At 57.2% G+C, this 21,486-nt stretch carries 21 protein-coding genes, 2 tRNA genes and 1 other RNA gene; 17 read left to right on the plus strand and 7 right to left on the minus strand.

The genetic code is table 11. From position 1 onward, the window contains the following. Positions 1 to 4 precede the first annotated feature (4 nt). Entirely contained in the window at positions 5 to 511 is a 507-nt protein-coding gene (locus tag IPM59_13715; protein MBK9216626.1) for a TlpA family protein disulfide reductase, read from the plus strand. 102 nt (positions 512 to 613) lie between these two features. On the opposite strand, the gene maf is transcribed toward IPM59_13715, so the two are convergent. Next, positions 614 to 1,186 (minus strand): septum formation protein Maf, encoded by a 573-nt coding sequence (gene maf, locus IPM59_13720; protein MBK9216627.1) that lies wholly within the window; start codon positions 1,184 to 1,186, stop codon positions 614 to 616. A 106-nt stretch (positions 1,187 to 1,292) separates the two neighbouring features. On the opposite strand from maf, the gene IPM59_13725 reads away from it, so the two are divergent. The 6 genes from IPM59_13725 to ffs all read left to right on the plus strand — a co-directional run bounded on the left by IPM59_13725 (position 1,293) and on the right by ffs (position 4,015). Continuing rightward, a complete protein-coding gene (locus IPM59_13725; protein ID MBK9216628.1) occupies positions 1,293 to 1,580 on the plus strand; it encodes a DUF721 domain-containing protein in 288 nt (95 codons plus the stop codon). A 26-nt stretch (positions 1,581 to 1,606) separates the two neighbouring features. Continuing rightward, the gene (gene gatC, locus IPM59_13730) at positions 1,607 to 1,888 is read left to right on the plus strand and encodes an Asp-tRNA(Asn)/Glu-tRNA(Gln) amidotransferase subunit GatC (GenBank protein ID MBK9216629.1); all 282 of its coding nucleotides are present in this window, start codon (positions 1,607 to 1,609) and stop codon (positions 1,886 to 1,888) included. 3 nt (positions 1,889 to 1,891) lie between these two features. After that, positions 1,892 to 2,350: a hypothetical protein gene (locus IPM59_13735; protein ID MBK9216630.1), complete on the plus strand. Its 459-nt coding sequence runs from the start codon at positions 1,892 to 1,894 to the stop codon at positions 2,348 to 2,350. Positions 2,351 to 2,354: 4 nt separating this feature from the next. Beyond that, complete coding sequence (gatA, locus tag IPM59_13740) at positions 2,355 to 3,752, plus strand: Asp-tRNA(Asn)/Glu-tRNA(Gln) amidotransferase subunit GatA (GenBank protein ID MBK9216631.1); 1,398 nt, start codon at positions 2,355 to 2,357, stop codon at positions 3,750 to 3,752. 69 nt (positions 3,753 to 3,821) lie between these two features. Further along, positions 3,822 to 3,911: transfer RNA gene (locus IPM59_13745), tRNA-Ser, on the plus strand. A gap of 5 nt (positions 3,912 to 3,916) precedes the next feature. Continuing rightward, positions 3,917 to 4,015: signal recognition particle sRNA small type (gene ffs, locus IPM59_13750), an RNA gene on the plus strand. Between the two features lie 56 nt (positions 4,016 to 4,071). Here the strand turns inward: ffs and aqpZ are convergent. The 3 genes from aqpZ to IPM59_13765 all read right to left on the minus strand — a co-directional run bounded on the left by aqpZ (position 4,072) and on the right by IPM59_13765 (position 5,515). After that, positions 4,072 to 4,821: an aquaporin Z gene (gene aqpZ / locus IPM59_13755; protein ID MBK9216632.1), complete on the minus strand. Its 750-nt coding sequence runs from the start codon at positions 4,819 to 4,821 to the stop codon at positions 4,072 to 4,074. A gap of 93 nt (positions 4,822 to 4,914) precedes the next feature. Beyond that, positions 4,915 to 5,004 (minus strand) — tRNA-Ser (locus IPM59_13760). Between the two features lie 52 nt (positions 5,005 to 5,056). Continuing rightward, positions 5,057 to 5,515, minus strand: a complete 459-nt coding sequence (locus IPM59_13765; protein ID MBK9216633.1) for a nucleoside deaminase — start codon at positions 5,513 to 5,515, stop codon at positions 5,057 to 5,059. Positions 5,516 to 5,628: 113 nt separating this feature from the next. Here IPM59_13765 and IPM59_13770 point away from each other — a divergent pair, with 113 nt between their 5' ends. From IPM59_13770 to IPM59_13785, 4 genes are all read left to right on the plus strand, one after another. Then, positions 5,629 to 6,564: a DUF2270 domain-containing protein gene (locus IPM59_13770; protein MBK9216634.1), complete on the plus strand. Its 936-nt coding sequence runs from the start codon at positions 5,629 to 5,631 to the stop codon at positions 6,562 to 6,564. 74 nt (positions 6,565 to 6,638) lie between these two features. Next, positions 6,639 to 6,926: a zf-TFIIB domain-containing protein gene (locus tag IPM59_13775; GenBank protein MBK9216635.1), complete on the plus strand. Its 288-nt coding sequence runs from the start codon at positions 6,639 to 6,641 to the stop codon at positions 6,924 to 6,926. 25 nt (positions 6,927 to 6,951) lie between these two features. Beyond that, positions 6,952 to 8,196 carry a M24 family metallopeptidase gene (locus IPM59_13780; GenBank protein MBK9216636.1) on the plus strand — a complete coding sequence of 415 codons (1,245 nt, stop codon included), beginning with the start codon at positions 6,952 to 6,954 and terminating at the stop codon, positions 8,194 to 8,196. Positions 8,197 to 8,282: 86 nt separating this feature from the next. Continuing rightward, positions 8,283 to 9,047 carry an inositol monophosphatase gene (locus tag IPM59_13785; GenBank protein MBK9216637.1) on the plus strand — a complete coding sequence of 255 codons (765 nt, stop codon included), beginning with the start codon at positions 8,283 to 8,285 and terminating at the stop codon, positions 9,045 to 9,047. Here the strand turns inward: IPM59_13785 and IPM59_13790 are convergent. Then, positions 9,040 to 10,890, minus strand: coding sequence for a VCBS repeat-containing protein (locus IPM59_13790; GenBank protein ID MBK9216638.1), 1,851 nt, complete (start codon positions 10,888 to 10,890; stop codon positions 9,040 to 9,042). The genes IPM59_13785 and IPM59_13790 overlap by 8 nt on opposite strands. Positions 10,891 to 10,994: 104 nt before the next feature. Between IPM59_13790 and IPM59_13795 the strand changes: the two genes are divergently transcribed. From IPM59_13795 to uvrA, 5 genes are all read left to right on the plus strand, one after another. Beyond that, positions 10,995 to 11,867 (plus strand): acetyl-CoA carboxylase carboxyltransferase subunit beta, encoded by an 873-nt coding sequence (locus IPM59_13795; GenBank protein MBK9216639.1) that lies wholly within the window; start codon positions 10,995 to 10,997, stop codon positions 11,865 to 11,867. Positions 11,868 to 11,893: 26 nt separating this feature from the next. Continuing rightward, the gene (locus IPM59_13800; protein MBK9216640.1) at positions 11,894 to 12,334 is read left to right on the plus strand and encodes a DinB family protein; all 441 of its coding nucleotides are present in this window, start codon (positions 11,894 to 11,896) and stop codon (positions 12,332 to 12,334) included. Next, positions 12,331 to 13,620, plus strand: a complete 1,290-nt coding sequence (locus IPM59_13805; protein MBK9216641.1) for a bifunctional folylpolyglutamate synthase/dihydrofolate synthase — start codon at positions 12,331 to 12,333, stop codon at positions 13,618 to 13,620. The genes IPM59_13800 and IPM59_13805 overlap by 4 nt, the downstream gene beginning before the upstream one ends. A gap of 38 nt (positions 13,621 to 13,658) precedes the next feature. Then, entirely contained in the window at positions 13,659 to 14,399 is a 741-nt protein-coding gene (gene gpmA / locus IPM59_13810) for a 2,3-diphosphoglycerate-dependent phosphoglycerate mutase (GenBank protein ID MBK9216642.1), read from the plus strand. A 108-nt stretch (positions 14,400 to 14,507) separates the two neighbouring features. Next, positions 14,508 to 17,405, plus strand: a complete 2,898-nt coding sequence (gene uvrA, locus IPM59_13815; protein MBK9216643.1) for an excinuclease ABC subunit UvrA — start codon at positions 14,508 to 14,510, stop codon at positions 17,403 to 17,405. 111 nt (positions 17,406 to 17,516) lie between these two features. Here uvrA and IPM59_13820 read toward each other — a convergent pair whose 3' ends face one another. Together IPM59_13820 and IPM59_13825 are read right to left on the minus strand one after the other, a co-directional pair. Next, on the minus strand, positions 17,517 to 18,614 hold the full coding sequence (locus IPM59_13820) for an ABC transporter permease (protein ID MBK9216644.1): 1,098 nt from the start codon (positions 18,612 to 18,614) through the stop codon (positions 17,517 to 17,519). Continuing rightward, the gene (locus tag IPM59_13825) at positions 18,615 to 19,451 is read right to left on the minus strand and encodes a hypothetical protein (protein ID MBK9216645.1); all 837 of its coding nucleotides are present in this window, start codon (positions 19,449 to 19,451) and stop codon (positions 18,615 to 18,617) included. 186 nt (positions 19,452 to 19,637) lie between these two features. On the opposite strand from IPM59_13825, the gene IPM59_13830 reads away from it, so the two are divergent. Then, positions 19,638 to 21,446: a hypothetical protein gene (locus tag IPM59_13830; protein MBK9216646.1), complete on the plus strand. Its 1,809-nt coding sequence runs from the start codon at positions 19,638 to 19,640 to the stop codon at positions 21,444 to 21,446. The last annotated feature ends 40 nt before the right edge of the window (positions 21,447 to 21,486 follow it).

Raw genomic sequence — 21,486 nt, forward strand, 5'->3', positions numbered from 1 at the left:
GACTATGAAAACGCTAAGAGCGACATTCTTAACATTAACTCTCGCGCTATTGGTCTCGGCCGCCGCAACGGCGCAGACGAGCCTAACGTCGGTTGACGGTTCGCGTGTCGATGTTGAGGCGCAGCACGGCAAGGTCGTCGTGCTTGCCGTCGGTGCGAGTTGGCTGCCGCTCTCCGACAAACAGGCTGAGTATGCCAACGCGCTGATGAAAAAATATCAGGGCAAGCCGGCGGTGTTCTACTTCGTCGTGACAGATTCGACGAATACCAAGTCAAAGAACTTTGCCGACACCGAGACGCTCAAGAAATGGGCGTTTACGAACAAGCTCGCAATGCCTCTATTGCGCGACCCTGATGGAGCTGCGACGCTGAAGAAATATGACATCGACCAGATACCGTCGTTCGTCATACTCGACAAGAACGGCAACCAGTCGGGCGAGCCTTTCGGCGGCATAGACCCGAAATACGACATCGCCGTCCCGATGTCGAAGGCGATAGATAAACTGCTCTAGTCAGAACCGCCTGTGTATGCGGGCGGCCAGTACCTTTGGCGAGTTTCAAGTTTGAGTGGTCGTGGCGGCTGCTTCGTCCGGTGTAACGAACTGATCGCCCGCTTACGCAGGCGGTTCCGACACGCCGACAAGCTCATACGCCAGCCTGATCGGAAGTCCGACGATGTTCCAATAGTCGCCCTCGATCTTTTCGATAAAGAGCGCGGCTTGCTTTTGGATGGCGTAGGCGCCGGCTTTGTCGAGCGGGTCGCCCATTTCGGCGAGAAAGTTGACCTCGGCATCGGTCATCGGGGCGAACTTTACGGAAGTGCGTTCGAGGCCTGTCGTTGTGCCGCCATTGACAACCGCGATGCCCGTCAACACATCGTGCCAATTGCCGGCGAGCATACGGATCATCCGCCGAGCGTCGTCCAGATCAATGGGCTTAGCAAGGATGCTGCCGTCGATGACGACGGTCGTGTCGGCGCCGAGGACGAGTCCGCCGGGATAATATGGCGCGACAGCTTCCGCCTTTTCACGCGCCAAGCGGACGACGTAATCCTCGGGCGATTCGCCGGTGCGTTCGGTCTCGTCGATGTCGGCGACGTGCTTATCAAACGGCCAGCCGACGGAATTCAGTATCTCGGCCCGCCGCGGGCTGCCCGAGGCGAGAATCAGTTTTGGTAGATCGATCATAGTGTCCGTAGCCCGACTGTGAGGGAGGGCGCCGCCACGCCCGCACTCACGTTTGGGCTACTGACGGCTTCTCGTCTAGAATGATAGTTTCGTCGGTGTAAGACAAATGCAGCAGTTATTTACAGTCCTTCCCGCCGTTCTGAAGCAGATCGAGCACACGCCGCGGGCCGAGGAATCGGTCGTCTTCGCCGCTTGGCGTCGCTCCGCCGGCGAACCCCTCAGCCGTCGTGCCGTGCCGATCCAATACGCCGACAAGAAGCTGGTCGTCGCCGTCGAAGACAAGACGTGGCAAAAGCATATGCAGGCACTCGCCCCGCAACTCGTCGCCCGCGTCAACGAGGCCGCCGGCGAAGGAATGGTTGAGTACATTGAGTTCCGGATCAGACAGAGCTAGTTTTTGAATTTTGAGTTTCGATTTTTATGGACGTTCGACACGTAGCAAAACTCGCCCACCTCGAGATCACCGACGAAGAGGTCGCGATCTACACTCCGCAGATGGCGAATATCGTGAAGTACGTCGAGCAGCTAAATGAGCTCGACACAGGCGATATCGCGCCGATGCTCGGCGGCCTCACAGACGAAGGTTCGGCGACCGATACTATCCGAGAAGACACGCCGGGCGGCTCGCTCGGACAGCAGGCTGCACTTTCGCAGGCGCCATCGGCCGTCGAAGGACATTTTCAGGTGCCGAAGGTACTGTAGGAAATGCAACATTCAAAATGCAGAATTCAAAAATGGATCGGCCTAGCCGTCGTTCTGAATTGTGCATTTCTTATTGCAGGATGCGGCGCTCCGAGCCTTGAATCGACAACCTGTTCGGCAGCTCGTGAAGCCGGCAAGCGGTTCTATTCATTTCATTTTGCAAATGAGATGAGCCCCTCGAATGTGGGACTTAAGGCCCGTCAACGGTATCTGACGCCGAGGTACTTCGAGATGTTGTCAGCCGGCGAGGCGAGCGATCTCGACCCGTTCACGATGACGCGCGAATATCCGCGAACATTCAAGATCGGCGAATGCCGCGAGGTATCGCCAACCGACGTTGACCTGCAGATACAGCTCTACTGGAAGGATGACGAAAAGACAGTACAGCAGGAAGTGATCGCAAATATGGTAAGGCTGGGCGACGAGTGGCGCCTCGACGGTGTCGGGTCCAAAACCAGATAGATCTATGTCCATTCTTTCGGAGACCGAAAAGACACTTCATAAGGCCGAGCGGCTGAACCCCGAACTGAACTCGTTCTTGTCGATCGAGCGTGATCATGCGCTCGCGCGCTCTGAAATGCTCGACATGACCGACGGCGCCGGCCCGTTGAAAGGCATCGCCATAGCCGTTAAGGACAACATCTGCACCGAGGGCATGCGAACGTCTTGCGGATCGCGAATATTGGGGAATTACAGGGCTCATTACGATGCGACCGCAATTACGAGATTGAATGAAGCCGAGGCGATCGTCATCGGGAAGACGAACATGGACGAGTTCGCGATGGGCTCATCGAATGAGTCGTCGGCGTTTGGGCCGGCCAAGAATCCTTGGGACGTGACGCGCGTGCCGGGCGGTAGTTCGGGCGGGTCGGCGGTGGCGGTGGCTTCGGGCGTGGTGCGCGCGGCGTTGGGCAGCGAGACAGGCGGCTCGGTGAGGCAGCCGGCATCGCTTTGCGGCATTGTCGGGCTAAAGCCGACCTATGGCCGCATCTCGCGTTATGGGCTGGTGGCGTTTGCTTCGTCGCTCGATAACATCGGCATTTTTGGTCAGACGACACGCGATGCGGCTGATGTGCTCGGCGTGATAGCAGGGCGTGATGAAAAGGATTCGACCTCAGCCGACGTGCCGGTGCCGCATTACGCGGCGACCCTCGACGACGACATCGCAGGCAAAGTCATCGGCGTGCCGCGTGAACTGCTCGGTGAGGGGCTGGACGACGAGGTTCGCGAGTCGGTATTGGCTGCTATCGAAAACCTCAAAGCCCTCGGCTGCGAGACCGTTGATGTCGAGCTTCCCTACGCAAAATACGGCATCGCCGTGTATTACATCATCGCAACGGCCGAGGCGTCGTCGAATCTGGCGAGATTTGACGGCGTACGTTACGGCTTTCGTGCGGAAGAGGCGGATGAGCTGCGCAAGATGTATTTCAAGACCCGCGAAGAGGGCTTTGGCCCCGAGGTCAAACGCCGCATCATGCTCGGGACCTATGTTCTTTCGAGCGGTTATTACGATGCTTATTATGCGAAAGCCCAAAAGGTGCGAGCGTTGGTCAAACGCGATTATGTCGAGGCATTTAAGAAATGCGATGCCATCGTGACGCCTACATCGCCGACGACGGCTTTCAAGCTAGGTGAGAGATCGGACGACCCGATCGCGATGTACCTGAGCGATATCTACACGGTCTCGGCAAATCTCGCGGGCGTCCCCGCGATCAGTGTGCCGTGTGGATTATCGAGCGAAAGGCTGCCCATCGGGTTGCAGCTAGTCGGCAATTTCTGGTCAGAGGCGACGCTGCTCAATCTCGCGCACAAATACGAGACGGTGCATCCGCTCGGGGCAAGGCCGCCGATCTTTGCGGAATAGGCGAAGCGTTCGCATACTTCAATTTCCGGTTTCTGCCGGTATTCGCTATGCTATCAATTCCGCTCGCGCGGAAAGGTGCAGGAGTGGTTGAACTGGCAGCATTGGAAATGCTGTGAGCCTTAACGGGTTCCGTGGGTTCGAATCCCACCCTTTCCGCCATGTGGCTTCAGGCCCCGCACAAGGCTTGTGTTGTGAACTCCGCTAGGCGAGGAATCGAGCAACGGTAGCAATTACAGCCTGTGTTGCGATCAGGTCTGAAGCCTCCAAAATAAGAAAGGCCCGGGCTTTACAGGCGGGCCTTTCCAGTTTTTTGGGCTCGCTAGGAATCGTCCTCGGCCTTCTCGTCACCCGCGGCTTCTTCCTTCACTTCGGCAGCCGGAGCGGCGACGTCCTTACTGCCGAGCCAATCATACAGGAAGCCGGCCAATAGGGCCCCCAACAGCGGAGCCACCCAGAACATCCACAACTGGTTCAATGCCCATCCCTGTGCAAACACCGCCGGGCCCGTGCTGCGGGCCGGATTGACCGACGTATTGGTGACGGGGATCGAGATCAGGTGGATCAATGTGAGACACAGGCCAATAGCAAGCGGAGCAAAGCGCGACATTTTCCGCTTGTGCGTCGCCCCGAGAATAACGACGACAAAAAAGAACGTCATCACGACCTCTGAGACAAATGCCGCCAGAGCCTCATACTTGCCGGGCGAATGATCGCCAAACCCGTTGGACGCAAAGCCGGTCGTCAGCGAGAAGCCCGCCTTGCCGCTTGCTATGATATACAGGATACCGGCACCTGCAAGCCCGCCAAGCACCTGCGCGACAACATACGGTAGTATCTCGTTGGCAGGAAACCGCTTACCGGCCCAGAATCCGAGCGTGACCGCGGGATTGAAATGGGCCCCTGAAATATGCCCGAGTGCATATGCACCGGTCAAAACCGTAAGGCCAAACGCCAGAGCAATGCCGACATTCCCGGCCTGCGACCCCGCGAGCACCGCTGTGCCGCATCCGCCGAGAACGAGCCATAACGTACCTAAAAACTCAGCCGACAACCTTTTTGTTAAAGGCATGAAACAACCTCCTTTCGCATTTTTTGCAAATCTCAACGTGCGCAAGGCGCACCGTAGCTAATTACTGGTTGCAATTGTAAGTTAATGAAAAGCTGGCGGAGAGGGTGGGATTCGAACCCACGGTACCCGTAAAGGTACAACAATTTTCGAGACTGCCCGATTCAACCACTCTCGCACCTCTCCGCGCGATACGAAAGTATAAATGATTAGGAATAAAGGACAAAGTGGTGAAAGCCTACTTGCGCCGCGCCTTGAAGAAATCCTGCATGAGGCGTCGGCAGTTTTCCTCAAGAACGCCTCCCTCGACAGCGAGCCTGTGGTTGAGCTTCTCGTTGTCACAGACCTGAAAGATACTGCGGACGGCGCCAAACCGCTCGTCGGGGGCACCAAAGACCAACCTCGCGACGCGAGCATTGACCAGGGCACCGGCGCACATTGCACACGGCTCGACTGTGGCATACATCGTCGTCCCGATCAGGCGATAATTGCCTACACGTGTCGCCGCGATACGCAGCGCTCGTATCTCAGCGTGGCCGGTCGGGTCGATGTCTTTGATGGTTCGGTTGCCAGCGGCGGCGAGTATCTTGCCGTCCGGGCCGACGAGCACCGCACCGACCGGCACTTCACCGATCTTTTCCGCCTCGCGGGCCATGCCGATGGCCCGCCACATCCAGCTTTCATCAATATCAGGCATCGAATCGAGTTTAGCCCAAACGGGCGTTTTCTTGCATCCGAGTGCCCAAAATGTTAAACCATTACTGGTAAAAGCGCTTTCTGTCCCCTTCGAGAGCTCACCGCAGTCAAAATATGAACGACGAGGTTCGAACCGAACCCAAAGGCGTCGATGCGGACATTCACATCACGAGTGTGCCGCAGTCGTTTCGCGCCTTTGCTGAAGAGGTCCAGAAACGCCACCAGAAGCCACGCACAACGGCGGTATCTATCTCGCAAAAGCTGCAGCCCGCGGAATTTAATACCGCGATGGTGCATTTCTATCGCGGCGAGGTCCAGAGATCAAATGTCTGGCGAAATCGGCTGGATGCGACAACGAATTGGGCCGTTATCACGGCCGGTGCGACGCTGTCGTTCGTCTTTAGCTCGCCAGACAATCCACATTTTGCGATCCCGATAAACTCGATACTTGTATCGATCTTTCTTTTTATGGAGGCCCGCCGGTATCGCTATTACGAGGTCTGGGCCAATCGCGTGAGAGTGCTTGAAACGGGTTATTTTGGGCCGATGCTCTCGCACCGCGCGTTACCGCCCGACAAGGAGTGGGCCGAGCATCTGTCGGCAGACCTGCTGGCACCGCATTTTACGATAAGCACGTGGGAAGCGGTCGGCCGGCGTCTGAGGGCAAATTATCTGTGGATATTTGTCTTGCTGGCCCTATCATGGACGCTTAAGATCTATATTCATCCCTCACCGATACCAACCACGACCGAGGCTGACCGCAGGATATTTTGGGAGATCATCTTTCAGCGTGCGACGGTTGGCCTGGCTCCGGGCTGGTTGGTGGTAATGGCCGGTGCCTTGTTCAACCTGCTCGTCGTTTTCGTTGCCTTTAGCACAATGAAACTCAAGGATGCATCGAGCGAGGTCTTGCCTCTCGAGAGCTTTGAGTGGCACCCACTCAAGAGTGTTTCGGATTGGGCAGGCAGCAATTTGAAGCGCCGCAATACGATCCGCCGCTCAAAGAAGGCGCGGCAGCGAATGCGCTCCGTTCATAAGACCGAACCCTGAAAGTGCAATAGTGAAAAAGACGTTAATTCTTTTTCACTTTTTCCCTTTTAACCCTTTTCACCTATCTTGTAACTATGGCAATTGATCTTGAAGCAAGAGGCGATGCGTTGGAAAACGAGTATTTTCGCCGTAAGGAACAGGAACTGATCGCAAAAATGAAAGCGAAGCTCCAGGAGGACGAGGCTAAGAGCCTGGAGATATCGTGCCCGAAATGCGATGGCACACTGATCGAAACGGATTTCGATAACATCAAGATCGACGTCTGTGACAAATGTTCGGGCGTCTGGCTGGATGCTGGCGAGTTGACCCACATTGCGGGAAAGGAAGATGAGACCGGTTGGTTCGGGAAACTCTTTAAGTAACATGTTTGCGAGATCGGTATTCTTCATGCTCGCCTGCCTCGCCCTTGCGGGCAGCAGCCTGGCACAGTCGGAGCAGGCGGCCCGCGTGGGTGAGATTCAGGCGGCCTTGCAAAAGACAGATCTTGCCGGCTGGTTGTTCTACGATTTCCGGGGCAGTGATCCGCTGGCACCGAGAATACTTAGAACAGAGCGCCTCGGCGGATCGCGCCGTTGGTTCTACTACATTCCACGTCAGGGAGAGCCGGTCAAGGTCGTCCACGCAATCGAGCCGGGACAACTAGATTCGCTTCCGGGCAAGAAGCTGATCTATCGCGAATGGCAGTTGCTGCGCGACCAGATACGAAACGCGATCGCGGGCGGCGGCAGGTCCGTTAAGGGCAAGCGTATCGCGATGCAGTATTCTCCGAATAACGATATTCCCTATATCTCTCGCGTCGATGCGGGAACGATCGAGATGGCTCGCTCGCTTGGGGTCTCAATCGAAACAAGTGCGGACCTCGTGCAGCAATTTGAGGCCGTCTGGACGCCGGAACAGCTCTCGATGCATACGGAGGCATGCATCAAGCTTCAAAAGGTCATTATCGATGGGTTTGCCGAACTAAAACGCCGCGTCAATGCGAATATCCCGACCACCGAGATCGACCTGCAGCAGTTTATGATGAAACGGCTCGGCGACGAGGGACTGCAGCCTTCGCCCATGATCGTTGCCGTAAATGCAAACGCCGCGTCTCCACACTATTTTCCGACAAAGAACAGGAATGCTCCGATAACGAAAGGCGACCTTGTCCTGATCGATGCAACCTCAAAACTCACGAAGCCAAAAGCTCCCGCAGTTGACCTGACGTGGGTCGGATATGTCGGCGAATCCGTGCCTGAGGAATACGTCAAGATCTGGGAAATCGTCCGGGATGCAAGAAATGCGGCATTTAAGTTCGTCCAGGATGCGTTTCGCGCCGGCCGCTCGATACGAGGTGCCGAGGTCGATGATGTTGCTCGCGGCGTAATAAAGAGAGCCGGGTACGCCGAGCAATTCCTTCACCGGACGGGCCACTCGATCGGCGAGGACGGACACGGAAACGGGGCTAATATCGACAATCTGGAGACACGCGACACCCGCCGCCTGATCCCACGAACAGCGTTTTCGATCGAGCCGGGCATCTATCTCGCGGGCAAGTTCGGTATCCGTTCTGAGATCGACGTTTATGTTAGCGAAAACGACGCGATCATCACCGCTCCGCACCAGACCGAGATCATAGCGATCCTTAAATAGCCCCAGAGCCCACGGAGAACACGGAGGACAGGTTTTTGTCGTATGTCCTCTGTGCCCTCGGTGTGCTACGTGGCTAGAATGATCTTATGCTCAACTTTGCGATCGAGACTGCCCGCGACGCCGGACGATTGTTACTCGAGAAGTTTGGCCGCAGGATCGCCATTTCGAAAAAGGGCGACATTAACCTCGTTACGGAGGCTGACCTCGCGAGCGAGGAATTGATCATCGACCGCATCAGGTCTTATTATCCAAAACACTCTATCCTCGCAGAAGAATCGGGCGAAGCGGCCGCAGCCGGAGGAGACACGGCGTGGAAGTGGATCATCGACCCGCTCGACGGAACGACAAATTACGCCCATGGATATCCGTGCTGGTGCGTTACGCTCGCCCTCGAACATAACGGCGAGATCGTGATAGGCGTGACCTATGATCCGACACGCGACGAGCTTTTCTCAGCCGAGCGCGGCCGGGGTGCGAGCCTCAACAACCAACCAATTCGCGTCTCCGCAACCGGATCGCTAGGCGACGCACTGATCGTGACTGGATTTCCCTACGACATCAAGCGTCGCGACGATTTTGCAAGGCATTTGACCGAATTTCTGCTAAATTCTCGCGGTATCCGGCGTGATGGTTCGGCGGCGATCGATATGGCATATGTCGCGTGCGGTCGCTTTGACGGTTTTTGGGAAGAGGGCCTTAATCCGTGGGACATGGCCGCGGGTGTGCTGCTGATCGAGGAAGCAGGTGGCCAGGTCAGCTATTACGACGGCTCGCGGCACAGCATCTACCATCCGCCGATCTGTGCCAGCAACGGACTCATCCACTCGCAAATGCTCGCGGTCCTTAGTTGAAAGCAGCCGGCACGGGCCGATCGGTTGCGTTGCCAAAGAACGAGCTCGCGAAGCCGGCCGTTGATCTGAGCAGGTACCACGCGCCGTCCCTGTAAACCGCAACATCAGCCCGGCCGTCGCCGTCATAATCGCCTGGCACGGGCCGATCGGTTGCCAGGCCGAAATTGTAAGCGACAAATCCCTGCGTCGAGCCGAGAATATACCAGTAACCGTCGCGGTAAACGGCCAGGTCGGACGCTCCATCGCCGTCATAGTCCGCGGCAACGGGCCGGTCGGTAGCGAGGCCCCATTGAGTGATCGAGTATTCGCCATCCGAACTTCGCGAGACATACCAGACTCCGCCGCGAAATATCGAGATATCACCGATTCCGTCGCCATCAAAATCACCCATCAGCGGTACGTCGCCATCCTGACCAAACTGTTCCTGATACACATCGCTAAGCAGACTGCGCATCTGGTACCATGTCCCGTTTGACGGCCTGAAGACGCCAAGGTCCGCTCGGCCGTCGCCATCAAAATCGTTCGGGACGGGCAGATCGCCGTTGGCTCCCCATTGCGATATCGTGAACGTCTGGTCCGAACTGCGCAGAATATACCAGTGGCCGTTGGACGGCCGAAAGACCGCGATATCGGTCTTGTTGTCACCGTCGAAATCGGCCGGTGCTATCTTGTCATTCGCTTGGCCGAACGGATTCGTCGTGACCAAACTGTTCGAGCTTAGCGTCGCGTACCATGTGCCCGTCGATGGCCGAAACACGGAAATATCGGTCATACCGTCGCCGTCCATGTCGAATGGCGCCCGAGCAACGCGCTTGATACTGATATCATTGCCGTCACCGCCGAGATACGTTATCTGAAACGCCGTATTCAGTGGGCCCGAGAAAACAGATCCCTCCGGAATACCGAGAAACGTGCCGTTGATCGCGTCAGTGCCGTCGTTTCTCAGGATCACGAACGTATCATTGACCGCAGGCCGAAAAGCATTTAGCGGCAATGGTCCAAGACGAGCATTATTTAGGGTCACCGAGCCGGTGACATTTAGTTGGTCATGCCCGCCGGCGCCAGGCGAGGTCCCCGAGATCTTGCAGATATAGCTGCCATCCGGAGAGAAGGTAAGGCCGTTATTTATGTTCAGAATTCCGGTCGGTGATGTGAGCGTCCCGGCGCTGAGCACTCCTGAATTGACATTTGTATGACCGACTGTGCCCGTCCCGCCAAAACCGCTGATAGCAGTCCCGCTAGGTGCTGTACTGTTGATGTTGACGGTGCTATTTGGAATATTCGCATCGACGACAAAGATCCCGTTGTTGTGGATCAAACCGCCCGAATAGCCCGCCGCCGCAACGATCGCCGCAGCCCCGAGGCCATTCTTGGTGATAACGCCCGAGCCGGAAAGCAGACCGATGCCCGTGATTCCCGGTCCGTCAACGGTCAACGGGAAACTTCCGATCGACAGGATCACCATGGTCAGCGTGACTCCGGTCCCGGTTGTGATCGTCTGCGGGCCGGCAAGCGTGATCGCAAGATTAAATGTCGGCGTGCCGCCGGTAGCGTTAATGCCGTTCGACAGACGTATCGGATTGCCGCCAAATGTGTATGCTCCGCCCTCGACCGTGATCGTATTAAATGTTGTGAGAAAACCTATGTTGCAGTTTGTCGCAAACTGGGCCGACGTCGCCGGAAACACGAGATCATCGCCTGCGACAGGAGCGACATCGGTTGTCCAGTTCGCAGCCGTTCCCCAATTCGCATCCACGCCGCCGCCGTCCCACGTCCGGACCGCCGCCGCAGCCGGGGCTGAAAGGAATCCCAACAACAAAAATAGCCTTATCGCTTTCGTCATATTTGCTAGAAAGGTAGCACATTAGCGAGACCGTAACCAGCAAGAACCTTTCGCAGTCATAAACCCGTGTGTTAACCTTAATCAGTCGTTAATTTAGCAGACTTATGTCATGGTTTCGCAGAGACAAACCAAAGATCGATTCTGACTCCGCCGACGAGCAAACTGTAAGGACGGAAGGCATCTTTGTAAAATGTCCTGACTGCGAGAGTGCTCTATATGGCCGTGAACTGACGGAATCGCACGAGGTTTGCACGCATTGCGGATATCACTTTCGCTGGTCGGCCAAGGAACGGCTCAAAGACCTGTTTGATGACGGGCGATACGAGGAATTGGACAAAGATGTCACCTCGGGCAATCCCCTGGAATTCTTTGACTCCAAGCCTTACAAAGACCGCATCGAACAGGCAAAAGAGGTCTCCGGCTTGCCCGAGGCGATCATCTCGGGCAAGGGCATGGTCGGTGGGCATTTGGTTTTCGCCGGTGCGATGGATATGTCGTTCATCGGCGGTTCGATGGGCTCGGCGGTGGGCGAAAAGATCACACGGCTGATCGAATACGCACTCGACCAAAAAGGTGCGGTCGTAGTCTTCTCAGCCTCCGGCGGTGCGCGTATGCAGGAAGGCACGCTTTCGCTGATGCAGATGGGCAAGATATCAGCCGCTCTATCGCGATTGCACGAGGCTCGGCTACCCTTTATCTCGGTGTTGACCGACCCAACGACGGGCGGCGTCACGGCCAGCTTTGCAATGCTCGGTGACGTGAATATCGCTGAGCCCAAAGCCCTGATCGGCTTCGCCGGCCCTCGCGTGATCGAGCAAACCATTCGCCAGAAGCTGCCGAAAGGCTTTCAACGCAGCGAATTCCTGCTCGAACACGGTATGCTCGACATGGTCGTCGACCGCCGCGAAATGCGAGACACGATCTGTCGCGTGCTCGATTTCATGATGAACCCCACCGTGTCAGTAGCCCGCACGTAGGTAAGGGCCCAACCTAACGATCCGAGATGCTTACACAAATTCTTAGTGAACTCTACGAACGCGACCTCAACAAGCTGAAGGAGGAGATATCGGCATACGCCGACGAGGCTGACCTCTGGAAAAAGCCCGGCGACACACCGAATTCCGCAGGCAATCTCTGTCTCCATCTGAACGGCAACCTGCAGCATTTTTTCGGCGCTGTGATCGGCGGAACAGACTACGTCCGGGACCGCGACGCTGAATTCTCGACAACGGGTGTTCCGCGCGATACGATGCTCGCCGACATCGATACGACGCGAGCGGTCGTCAAGGATACGCTCGCAAAACTGACCCATGACGACCTTGCCGAAAACTTCCCCATCGAGGTATTCGGCCACCCGATGACGACCGGCTGGTTCCTAACGCATCTCAGCACTCACCTTACCTGGCACCTCGGTCAGATCAGCTATCACCGGCGGATGCTGTGAATTTTCGCGAGGCCGAAAGTTATCTCCTTTCATTAGGCAACGAGGTCGAGACAATGAAACTCGGCCTCGATAACGTCCGGCGCCTGCTCACCGAGCTCGGCGACCCGCAGAACAACTACCTAAAAGTCCAGATCGCCGGGACCAACGGCAAGGGCTCGGTCTGCGTTTTCCTTCGCTCTATCTGCCTCGAAGCGGGCATCAAGGCGGGCGTCTACACCTCGCCACACCTTATCTCTATCACCGAACGCATTAACATCGGCGGCGTTGACATCGGCGAGGAGGATTTTGCCAGACTCGCCACGCGCGTCCGCGAAACGTCCGAAAAACTATCGGCAAATAATGAGATCGACAACACTCCAACATTCTTCGAACAGGTCACCGCCATCGCTCTACTCGCCTTCGCCGAGGCAAACGTCCAACTTGCCATCCTCGAAACCGGCCTCGGCGGCCGGCTGGATGCGACAACCGCTGCAAGTGCTGAGATCGCCGCCATCACGCGCATCGATATCGATCATCAGGAGCATCTTGGTGAAACGATCGAGGAGATAGCGGCTGAAAAAGCCGCGATCATTCACCCCAAAACGCACTTTCTCGCCATCGCCGAGCAGTCGAGCGAACCAAACAATGTGATTCTCGACCGCTGTCGCGAGGTCGGTGTTAAGCCTTATTTCACCGACTTTGTCGAGATCCGCGAGACTAAGACCTCACTGTGTTTTCAGACCGATCTTACCGATTACGAGGTCGATCGGCTTGGTCTCGCCGGACGGCACCAGATCGGGAATGCGAAAGTGGCGATTTTGGTCGCCGAGGAACTGGTGCCTAGGTTCAACATTCTGCGAGCCGACATTATTCTCGGCCTCAAAAACGCATCGCATCCCGGCCGACTCGAACACATTGGCAATATTCTTCTTGACGGTGCCCATAACGTCGGCGGAGCAAAAGCTCTTGCTGCCTATCTCTCAGAATTTGAACTGGGTCCGATCACGCTCGTCTTCGGCGCGATGAATGATAAGAACGTCGCTGAGATGCTGTTGATCCTGGCTCCTTTTGCTGAAAACTTCGTCCTGACCCAGTCGTCAAATGCGCGTGCGTTGTCGTGCGATGAACTTCTCGCCCAAATGCCTTCCGATATCACGCCGGTGCGCATCTCGAAGGCCAACACGGTTGCAGAGGCCTTGGATCGAGCGCGCGAGATCACCTCCGGCGACGGCGTTGTCCTGGTTGCCGGCTCGCTCTATCTCGTCGGCGAGGCCCGGCGAATCTTGATCGAGCAATCTGAAATTTGAAATTTGAGATTTGAAATTTGAAATTTAAGATTGGAAGTATGCACAAACTCGTTCTCATCCGTCACGGCGAGAGCCAATGGAACAAGGAAAACCGGTTTACGGGCTGGAAGGACGTTGACCTGTCGGACAAAGGCAAGGAAGAGGCGGCGGCGGCCGGAAGGCTGCTCGAGGCAGAGGGCTTCACATTTGACGAGGCGTATACATCGGTGCTCAAGCGGGCGATACGCACGCTCTGGATCGTTCTTGACCGGATGGACCTTATGTGGGTGCCGCAGACAAAATCCTGGCTGCTGAATGAGCGTCATTATGGCGGTTTGCAAGGATTGGACAAGGCAGAGACGGCCGCAAAATATGGCGAAGAACAGGTCAAGATATGGCGTCGAAGCTACGACATTCCGCCGCCCCAATTGGACGAGAACGATGAACGATATTTGGGCAATGATCCGCGATATGTCGATGTTAGGCCGTTCCCCGCGACCGAATGCCTGAAGGACACGGTTGCTCGTGTTGTTCCTTACTGGCAGAACGAGATCGCACCGAAGATCGCCTCCGGCAGACGGCTGATCATCGCCGCCCACGGCAACAGCCTGCGGGCTTTGGTCAAGCACCTCGACGGCATCCCGGACGATGAGATAGTAAACCTCAACATCCCGACCGGCGTTCCACTTGTTTATGAACTCGACAGCGACCTGCGACCGATCCGCAACTACTACCTCGGCAACGCCGACGCCATAAAGGCCGCTCAGGACGCGGTCGCGAATCAGGGCAAGGCTCGATAGGAATAAGCCACGAATGCACGAATAAAGACCTCTTATTCGTGCATTCGTGGCTTATTCTTCTATCTGATAAAATACTCGTTTCGGCCATCACCGGAATTCTCGGCTGTAATGAGTATCAAGCAGATCACCGTCCGCGGGGCACGCCAGCATAACCTCAAGAACATCGACGTCGATATTCCGCGAGACAAGTTTGTCGTGGTTACCGGCCTGTCGGGCAGCGGCAAATCATCGCTGGCGTTTGACACGATCTATGCCGAGGGGCAGCGGCGGTATGTCGAATCGCTGTCGGCATATGCACGGCAATTCCTCGATCAGCTCGAGAAACCCGATGTCGATTCGGTCGAGGGGCTGAGTCCTGCGATCTCGATAGAGCAAAAGACGATCTCGCGCAGCCCGCGCTCGACGGTCGGGACCGTAACGGAGATCTACGACTTCCTTCGCCTTCTTTTTTCGTCGATCGGCCAGCCGCATTGCAGCGGCTGCGGAGCTCCGATAACGCGTCAGTCGGTCGATCAGATCGTCGCGGGCGTGAGCGAGCTTAAAGAGAGCGAACGCGTGATGATCCTCGCACCGATCGTGCGGGGCCGTAAGGGCGAGTTCAAGAAAGAGCTCGAAAAGCTGCACCGCGACGGTTTTGTCCGGGCCCGCATCGACGGTGAGATCCGCCAGCTCGACGAAGAGATCCTGCTCGATAAGCGAAAGAACCACACGATCGAGGTCGTCGTCGACCGACTGCTGATGAAGAATGGCGTCCGCGACCGCCTGACCGAATCCGTCAAAACCGCACTAAAGCTCACCGGAGGGGCCGTGCTCATTTCCGTGATCGACGGCGAGGAAAAGCTCTACTCCGAGCGAATGGCATGCGTTAGCTGCGGCATCAATATTGCCCAGTTGGAGCCGCGTTCGTTCTCGTTCAACTCGGCCTACGGCGCCTGCAAACGCTGTCAGGGCATCGGCACGGTGATGGAGATCGACGCGGCGAAGATAATTCCCGACGGCAGCGTGCCCGCGGCCAATATCGATTTTCTCAATGGCGCCGACAAGGCAGGGGCGACATTCCTGCGCGGCGCTCTTGTCGCGATCATTGAGAAGTTCACGGGCGGCGACAAACTTGACGCGCCGACGGGCACGGAAAAAACCAAAAAGACACGCCGCCGCAAGAACAAAGATGATGTTGGCGGTGACGAATTTGATGCACTGATGGCGACGCCGTTCGCCGATCTGCCGCAGGAGATACGCGACGCCTTTATGAACGGCACGAAGCGGCGGTTGACGTTCCGGCACGGCGATTACAAGTTTGAACGCGACTGGCGCGGTGCGCTCCGGGCGATGCGCGAGCGCGTCGAAAATCCGCCATCCGACAAGATAAAGGCCGCTCTCGATGAATTGATCGCCCCAATGCCGTGTCCATCATGCGGCGGAGCGCGGCTTCAGCCGGAGAGTCTTGCCGTAAAGGTCGGCGGCCTCGGCATCGCGGAGTACGTAAACCTTTCGATCACTGAGGCGTGCGACAAGTTCGCAAAGGTCAAGCTCACCGCCCGCGAAGAAAAGATCGCCGGGCTGGTGCTAAAAGAGGTGCGTGGCCGCCTGGAATTTCTCGATGCCGTCGGACTCGGATACCTGACGCTCGGCCGCGCTTCGGGAACGTTGTCAGGCGGCGAAGGCCAGCGTATTCGGCTCGCAACGCAGATCGGATCGCAGCTTCGCGGCGTTCTTTATGTTCTCGACGAGCCGTCGATCGGGCTGCATCCACGTGACAATAGACGCCTGCTTGAGACACTGCACGGGCTTCGCGACCTCGGCAACACGGTGCTGGTTGTCGAGCACGATCAGGAAACCATCGAGCATGCCGACCACGTCATCGACCTCGGTCCGCTTGCGGGCACGCACGGCGGCGAGGTTGTCGCGACCGGCAAGCCAACGGATATTGAAAAGAGTTCGTCGTTGACCGGCCGCTATCTGAGCGGCGAACTCAAGATCGACATTCCCGACGTCCGCCGCCTGCCAAACGGACATCGTCTGACCGTCAAAGGTGCCCGCGGACACAATCTGAAGAACATTGACGTTGAATTCCCGCTTGGCCTGTTGACAGTGGTGACGGGCGTTTCGGGCTCGGGCAAATCGACGCTTGTCGAAGAGATCCTTTATCCGGCTCTCTATCGCCATGTTTACAAGTCCGCCATTACACCGCTCGAACACGACCGCATCGATGGGCTCGACCTCGTGGACAAGGTCATCGAGATCGACCAGTCGCCCATCGGCCGCACGCCACGCTCGAATCCGGCCACCTACACCGGCCTATTCTCGCCGATCCGCGACCTTTATGCGATGCTGCCCGAGAGTCGCACTCGCGGTTACAAGGCCGGCCGCTTCTCATTCAATGTAAAAGGCGGCCGCTGCGAGGCGTGCGAAGGCGACGGACTGAAGCGGATCGAAATGAACTTCCTGCCCGACGTCTACGTCACCTGCGACGTCTGCCGCGGCAAACGCTACAACCGCGAAACGCTCGCCGTTAAATACAAAGGTCTCTCCATCGCCGATCTGCTCGCGACCACGATCGAGGACGCCCTGCCGCTGCTCGAAAACATCCCCGCGATCCGTCAAAAGCTCGAAACGCTACTCGATGTCGGCCTCGGCTACATCCAGATCGGCCAGTCGTCAACGACACTCAGCGGCGGCGAAGCCCAACGCATCAAACTAGCCAAAGAACTGTCAAAACGAGCAACCGGCAAGACGATCTACATCCTCGACGAACCGACAACCGGCCTGCACTTCGCTGACGTTCACAAACTGCTCGACGTCCTGCAAAAACTAGTCGACACCGGCAACACCGTCATCGTCATCGAACACAACCTTGACGTGATAAAGTCCGCCGACTACATCATCGACCTCGGCCCCGAAGGTGGCTCCGGCGGCGGCAAAGTCGTCGCGACCGGCACGCCGGAAGAGGTTGCACGTGTAAAGAAAAGTCACACCGGACAGGCGTTGAGACCGGTGCTCCGTTAAGCAAGACCACTCGGCTTGCATTATCTCATGGTCAGGAAGGGGCCTTGGCCCCGCCGACGTGAGAACTCATTCAGGTCGGGCGGGGCCAAGGCCCCTTCCTGACTGCGCAATTTATTCGTTGACCATCACCTCGACCGGATCGATGCCCGACGCTCGCCAGGCCGGGTAGAATGCGCCGAAGAGGCTGCCGCCGATGGCAATCGCGATGGCGGTGACGACCCAGCCGAGGCTGAATTCGAAGGCGAGGCCAAACTCGCGGCTGATCAGTAGCGACGCGATGACTGACGCGATGCCGCCGAGGACGATGCCGAGTACGCCGATCATGAATGCTTCGCCCTCGATCGTCGAGATGATGAACCCTTTCGACGCACCGAGCGATTTGAGGATGCCGATCTCTTTGCGGCGTTCCGTGATGGTCGTGTACATCGACAGCAGGACAAAGATCGTGCTGACGAATGCGCCGAGTGCGACGAGGATGCGGAGGAAAGTGTTGAGGCCCGGAATGCGTTCTTGTGCGTCGGTGACGAGGTCGCGGGTGAGGCTGATCTTGTTGCCGGGCAGTTCTGCGGCGATGCGTTGTGCAACGGCCGCGTCGTCCTCGTCATCGCGGATCTTGACGAGAATGTAAGTGCATTTGTCAGTCTGCAGCTCTTCCTGCAATCCCGCAAGCGAGAATTTGATCCTGGCTCCCGACGGCGGTGCAAAGATACCGACGATCTTGTACTGCTTGCCGCCAAACAGCTCGAATGTGCCGCCGATCTTTAGGTTCGACTCCGTCGCCTGCCGCTCGTCAATGATTATCTCGTCGGCCGCCTGTGGGGCACGCCCCTCGACCAGCGAGATGCCGTTCATTTCGCCAAACGCTGCGAAATCGACGCCCTCGAGCATTCTGATGCCCCAGCTCCCGCGCGAATCCGGTGAAAAGTAACGGATCACGGGCACCGTTGCTTCGACGCCCTCGATCTGTTTGAGCCTGTCGGCGTATGCAACGGGCACCGCGGCGTTGGAGCTCATCGTGTCCATGCCGCCGGGCCGAGTGAAGACGATCTCTGCCTTCCAATTCGCCGCGCGTTTGGCAAGGTCGTTCGACATTCCTCTTGCGAGGCCCGTAAACAGCACGATCAACGCTACGCCCAAGGCGACGCCCACGACGCTGATCAGCGTGCGAAATGGCCTCACGCGCAAGTTTGCAATGACAAGTTCGAACATCTAATAAACCTTACCGTATCGCCGCCTGACTGCGCGCCCGATCAGAGCGATCAGGACTGCCGCCAGCAAAAACGCCCACGCCCCGAGTGCCGTTCGATAAACCCACGTCCACCGCCCGCGAAAGGTGCCGAGGATCGTTCCGACCGTGATGCCAAATGCCGCAAATGCCGCCAACGCGTTGAGCAGCCGTCCTTTCTCCAGGTAAGCCGCGATCCGCGATGGCAAAAAGGACGTAAATTGGCCGATGAGCCTCGGGATCCTCTTGAGATCAGCCCCAAACGATCTGGTCTCCTCATGAGCTCCGACGAGTAGGACGCCATGCCGCATCGCGTACAGATTGAACAAGACCGCCACAACCGAGAACAGCACCGATATCGCAAACGCACGCTGCCTGGCAACGCCATTCTCGGAGGCGGCAAGAACATCCGCGAAATATCGCTCCTGCGCAAAATGCGTCACGAATTCGACCGCGTGGCTGAATGCGGGCAGCAGCAGCGAGACAATGACATTCGATTGCCAAACGGGCTGCGCCTTACGAAACGACTGGACGACAGCCCCGGCCAGGCCGGTTGTGAAAAATCGAAAGGCAAATTCCACTACGACGGCGGTAAGCGTCACCAGCCACGTCTGCCTGCTCGCCTGATAGACCGTAAAATAGAACGAGCCCCGCACGATCGCGCCCATTACGGCGGTCTTCCAGTTCCACCGCGTAAGGACCTGCGCAGGATGATGAATGAGGTTGCTGAGAACGTCTCGGACCTCGATCCGATCGTCCCACACCTCCTCCATATCATCGGCATCGGAGATGGAGTGGTGAATTTGCTCGTCTGATGACATCCGGCGGGACTCTTCCGTGCTGCTTACTCGAATACACGCTTTCACGAGGGAAAACGAAAAGGTCAATACTAGCACACCCGCGGCCGCTCTACGCCCCGGCCTCCCGAAGAATCCTGTCATAAACGCCGCCTAGCCGGTGTTTTGGTCATAGATACTGACCTCGAAAACTTTGATTTGGAGATTTACATGATGAGTTGGATATATACGATCTTATTTTCAGGACTCCTATTCGCCGGCCAGGCCGATATGCCGGCGATCTCGATCCCTGAGGTTGTCAGCGCACCGGCTGCACAGGCCCCGCTCGGAGATGAGACAGAACGCTTTTCTCAGACCTATCCTCTGTCGGCGAACGGCCGTGTGAACGTGTCGAACGTCAACGGGCCGGTAGCTGTAGAAGGCTGGGACCGCAGCGAGGTCAAGCTCGAATACGTCAAGACCGCCGACACAAAGGAACGCCTTAGCGAGGTCGAGATCAAGATCGATGCCCGCGCAGATTCCTTTAGCGTGGAGACCGATTACGGCGAACGAAAGGACGGTCACCGATGGAAAAACAATGGCAAGCTGACGGTGGAATACCGCCTGATGGTGCCGCGCGGCGCGGTGCTGGACGAGGCAGAGACTGTCAACGGCTCGGTCACCGTCTCGGGAATGACGAATTCGATCGAGGCCTCAGCGGTCAATGGCCAGGTCACAGTGACGAACGTTCGCGGCACGGCCAAGCTCTCGACCGTTAATGGCGGCGTCAATGCCGACCTGGACGAGATTCCGTCGGGCAGCAGCCTCGAACTTGAAACCGTCAACGGACAGGTCCTTGTGACCATTCCATCTGACTCAAGCGCCGTGATAAAGGCCGATTCGCTCAACGGCGATATTCGGAATGACTTTGGCCTGACGGTCCGGAAAGGCCGCTTTGTCGGGCGAGACCTTTACGGCCGCCTCGGTTCCGGCGACGCTCAGATCAAGCTCAGCAGCGTGAATGGCGGACTCACCATCAGCCGCAAGAATGACGGCAAGCCGCTCAGCCCGGCGACGAATCTGCTCACGAACAAGGATCAGCGACGTGACGACGAAGATGCAGACGCCAGACGGCTCGTTCGTGATATGGACCTGCGGGAACTTCAGAAAGTCGCTAACGAATCCGCCAAGATCAGCGAGCAGGTCGTGAAGGACGAAGAGATCGTCAAGGCTGTAAGCGAAGCCGCTCGTCGCGGCGAGATCGGTGCGCGCATGTTCGACGTAAACTTCTTTCAATCGGCCCCGCGGATGGAGAGTAAAACCGGTTCATTTGTCCTGTCAGCCAAGCCCGCCGTGACGATCGAGGCCGGCGATACGGCTGTCGCCGTGCGCGGCTGGGACAAGAGCGAGGTGCAGTATCGCGTGACGCAGCTCGCCGATCCACGCCTGAGCCCGCCGCTCAACGTCACTGAAACTCATACGAACTCGAGTGTCAGGCTTCGCGTCGAGAATGCCGGTGACGACCGGGAGAGACAGTTCTTTAGTGCACGCAAGCAAGTGCGGATCGAGGTTTTTGTCCCCGTCCGCTCCGATGTCAAGATCACAACCGAGGGTGAGATACGGATCGATGGCGTTTCCGGCGACATTCAGCTCGATGGCGATGACGAAGCAATAAACGTCCGCGACGCCGAGGGTAAACTAAGGGTCGTTAACTCCGATGGCCGTATACGCGTGATCGGCTTTCGCGGCGAGATCGATGCAGAGACCGGCGACGGGGCAATCAGCCTGGAGGGTGATTTTGAAAGGCTCCGGGCCCACGCGATCGATGGCAGCATCATTCTGACGCTCGCCGAAGACACCAATGCTGATCTGGAGACGAATTGTCCTGACATGATCGGTGACGGTATCAACCTTGTTCGGGCCGGCTCCGGCGATCAGATCAGCCGTTACCGCATCGGAAAGGGAGGGCCGCTCTACAAGCTCGAAACAGAAGGCACGATCTCGGTGCGCGGTAATCGCAGCATCACCCAGGCCCGATAGCCGGACGAGCCGGAGGAGATCTTCCTTCTCCGGCATTGTT

It is taken from the genome of Chloracidobacterium sp. (assembly GCA_016715795.1).
In the GTDB taxonomy this organism is placed as follows: Bacteria; Acidobacteriota; Blastocatellia; order Pyrinomonadales; family Pyrinomonadaceae; genus OLB17.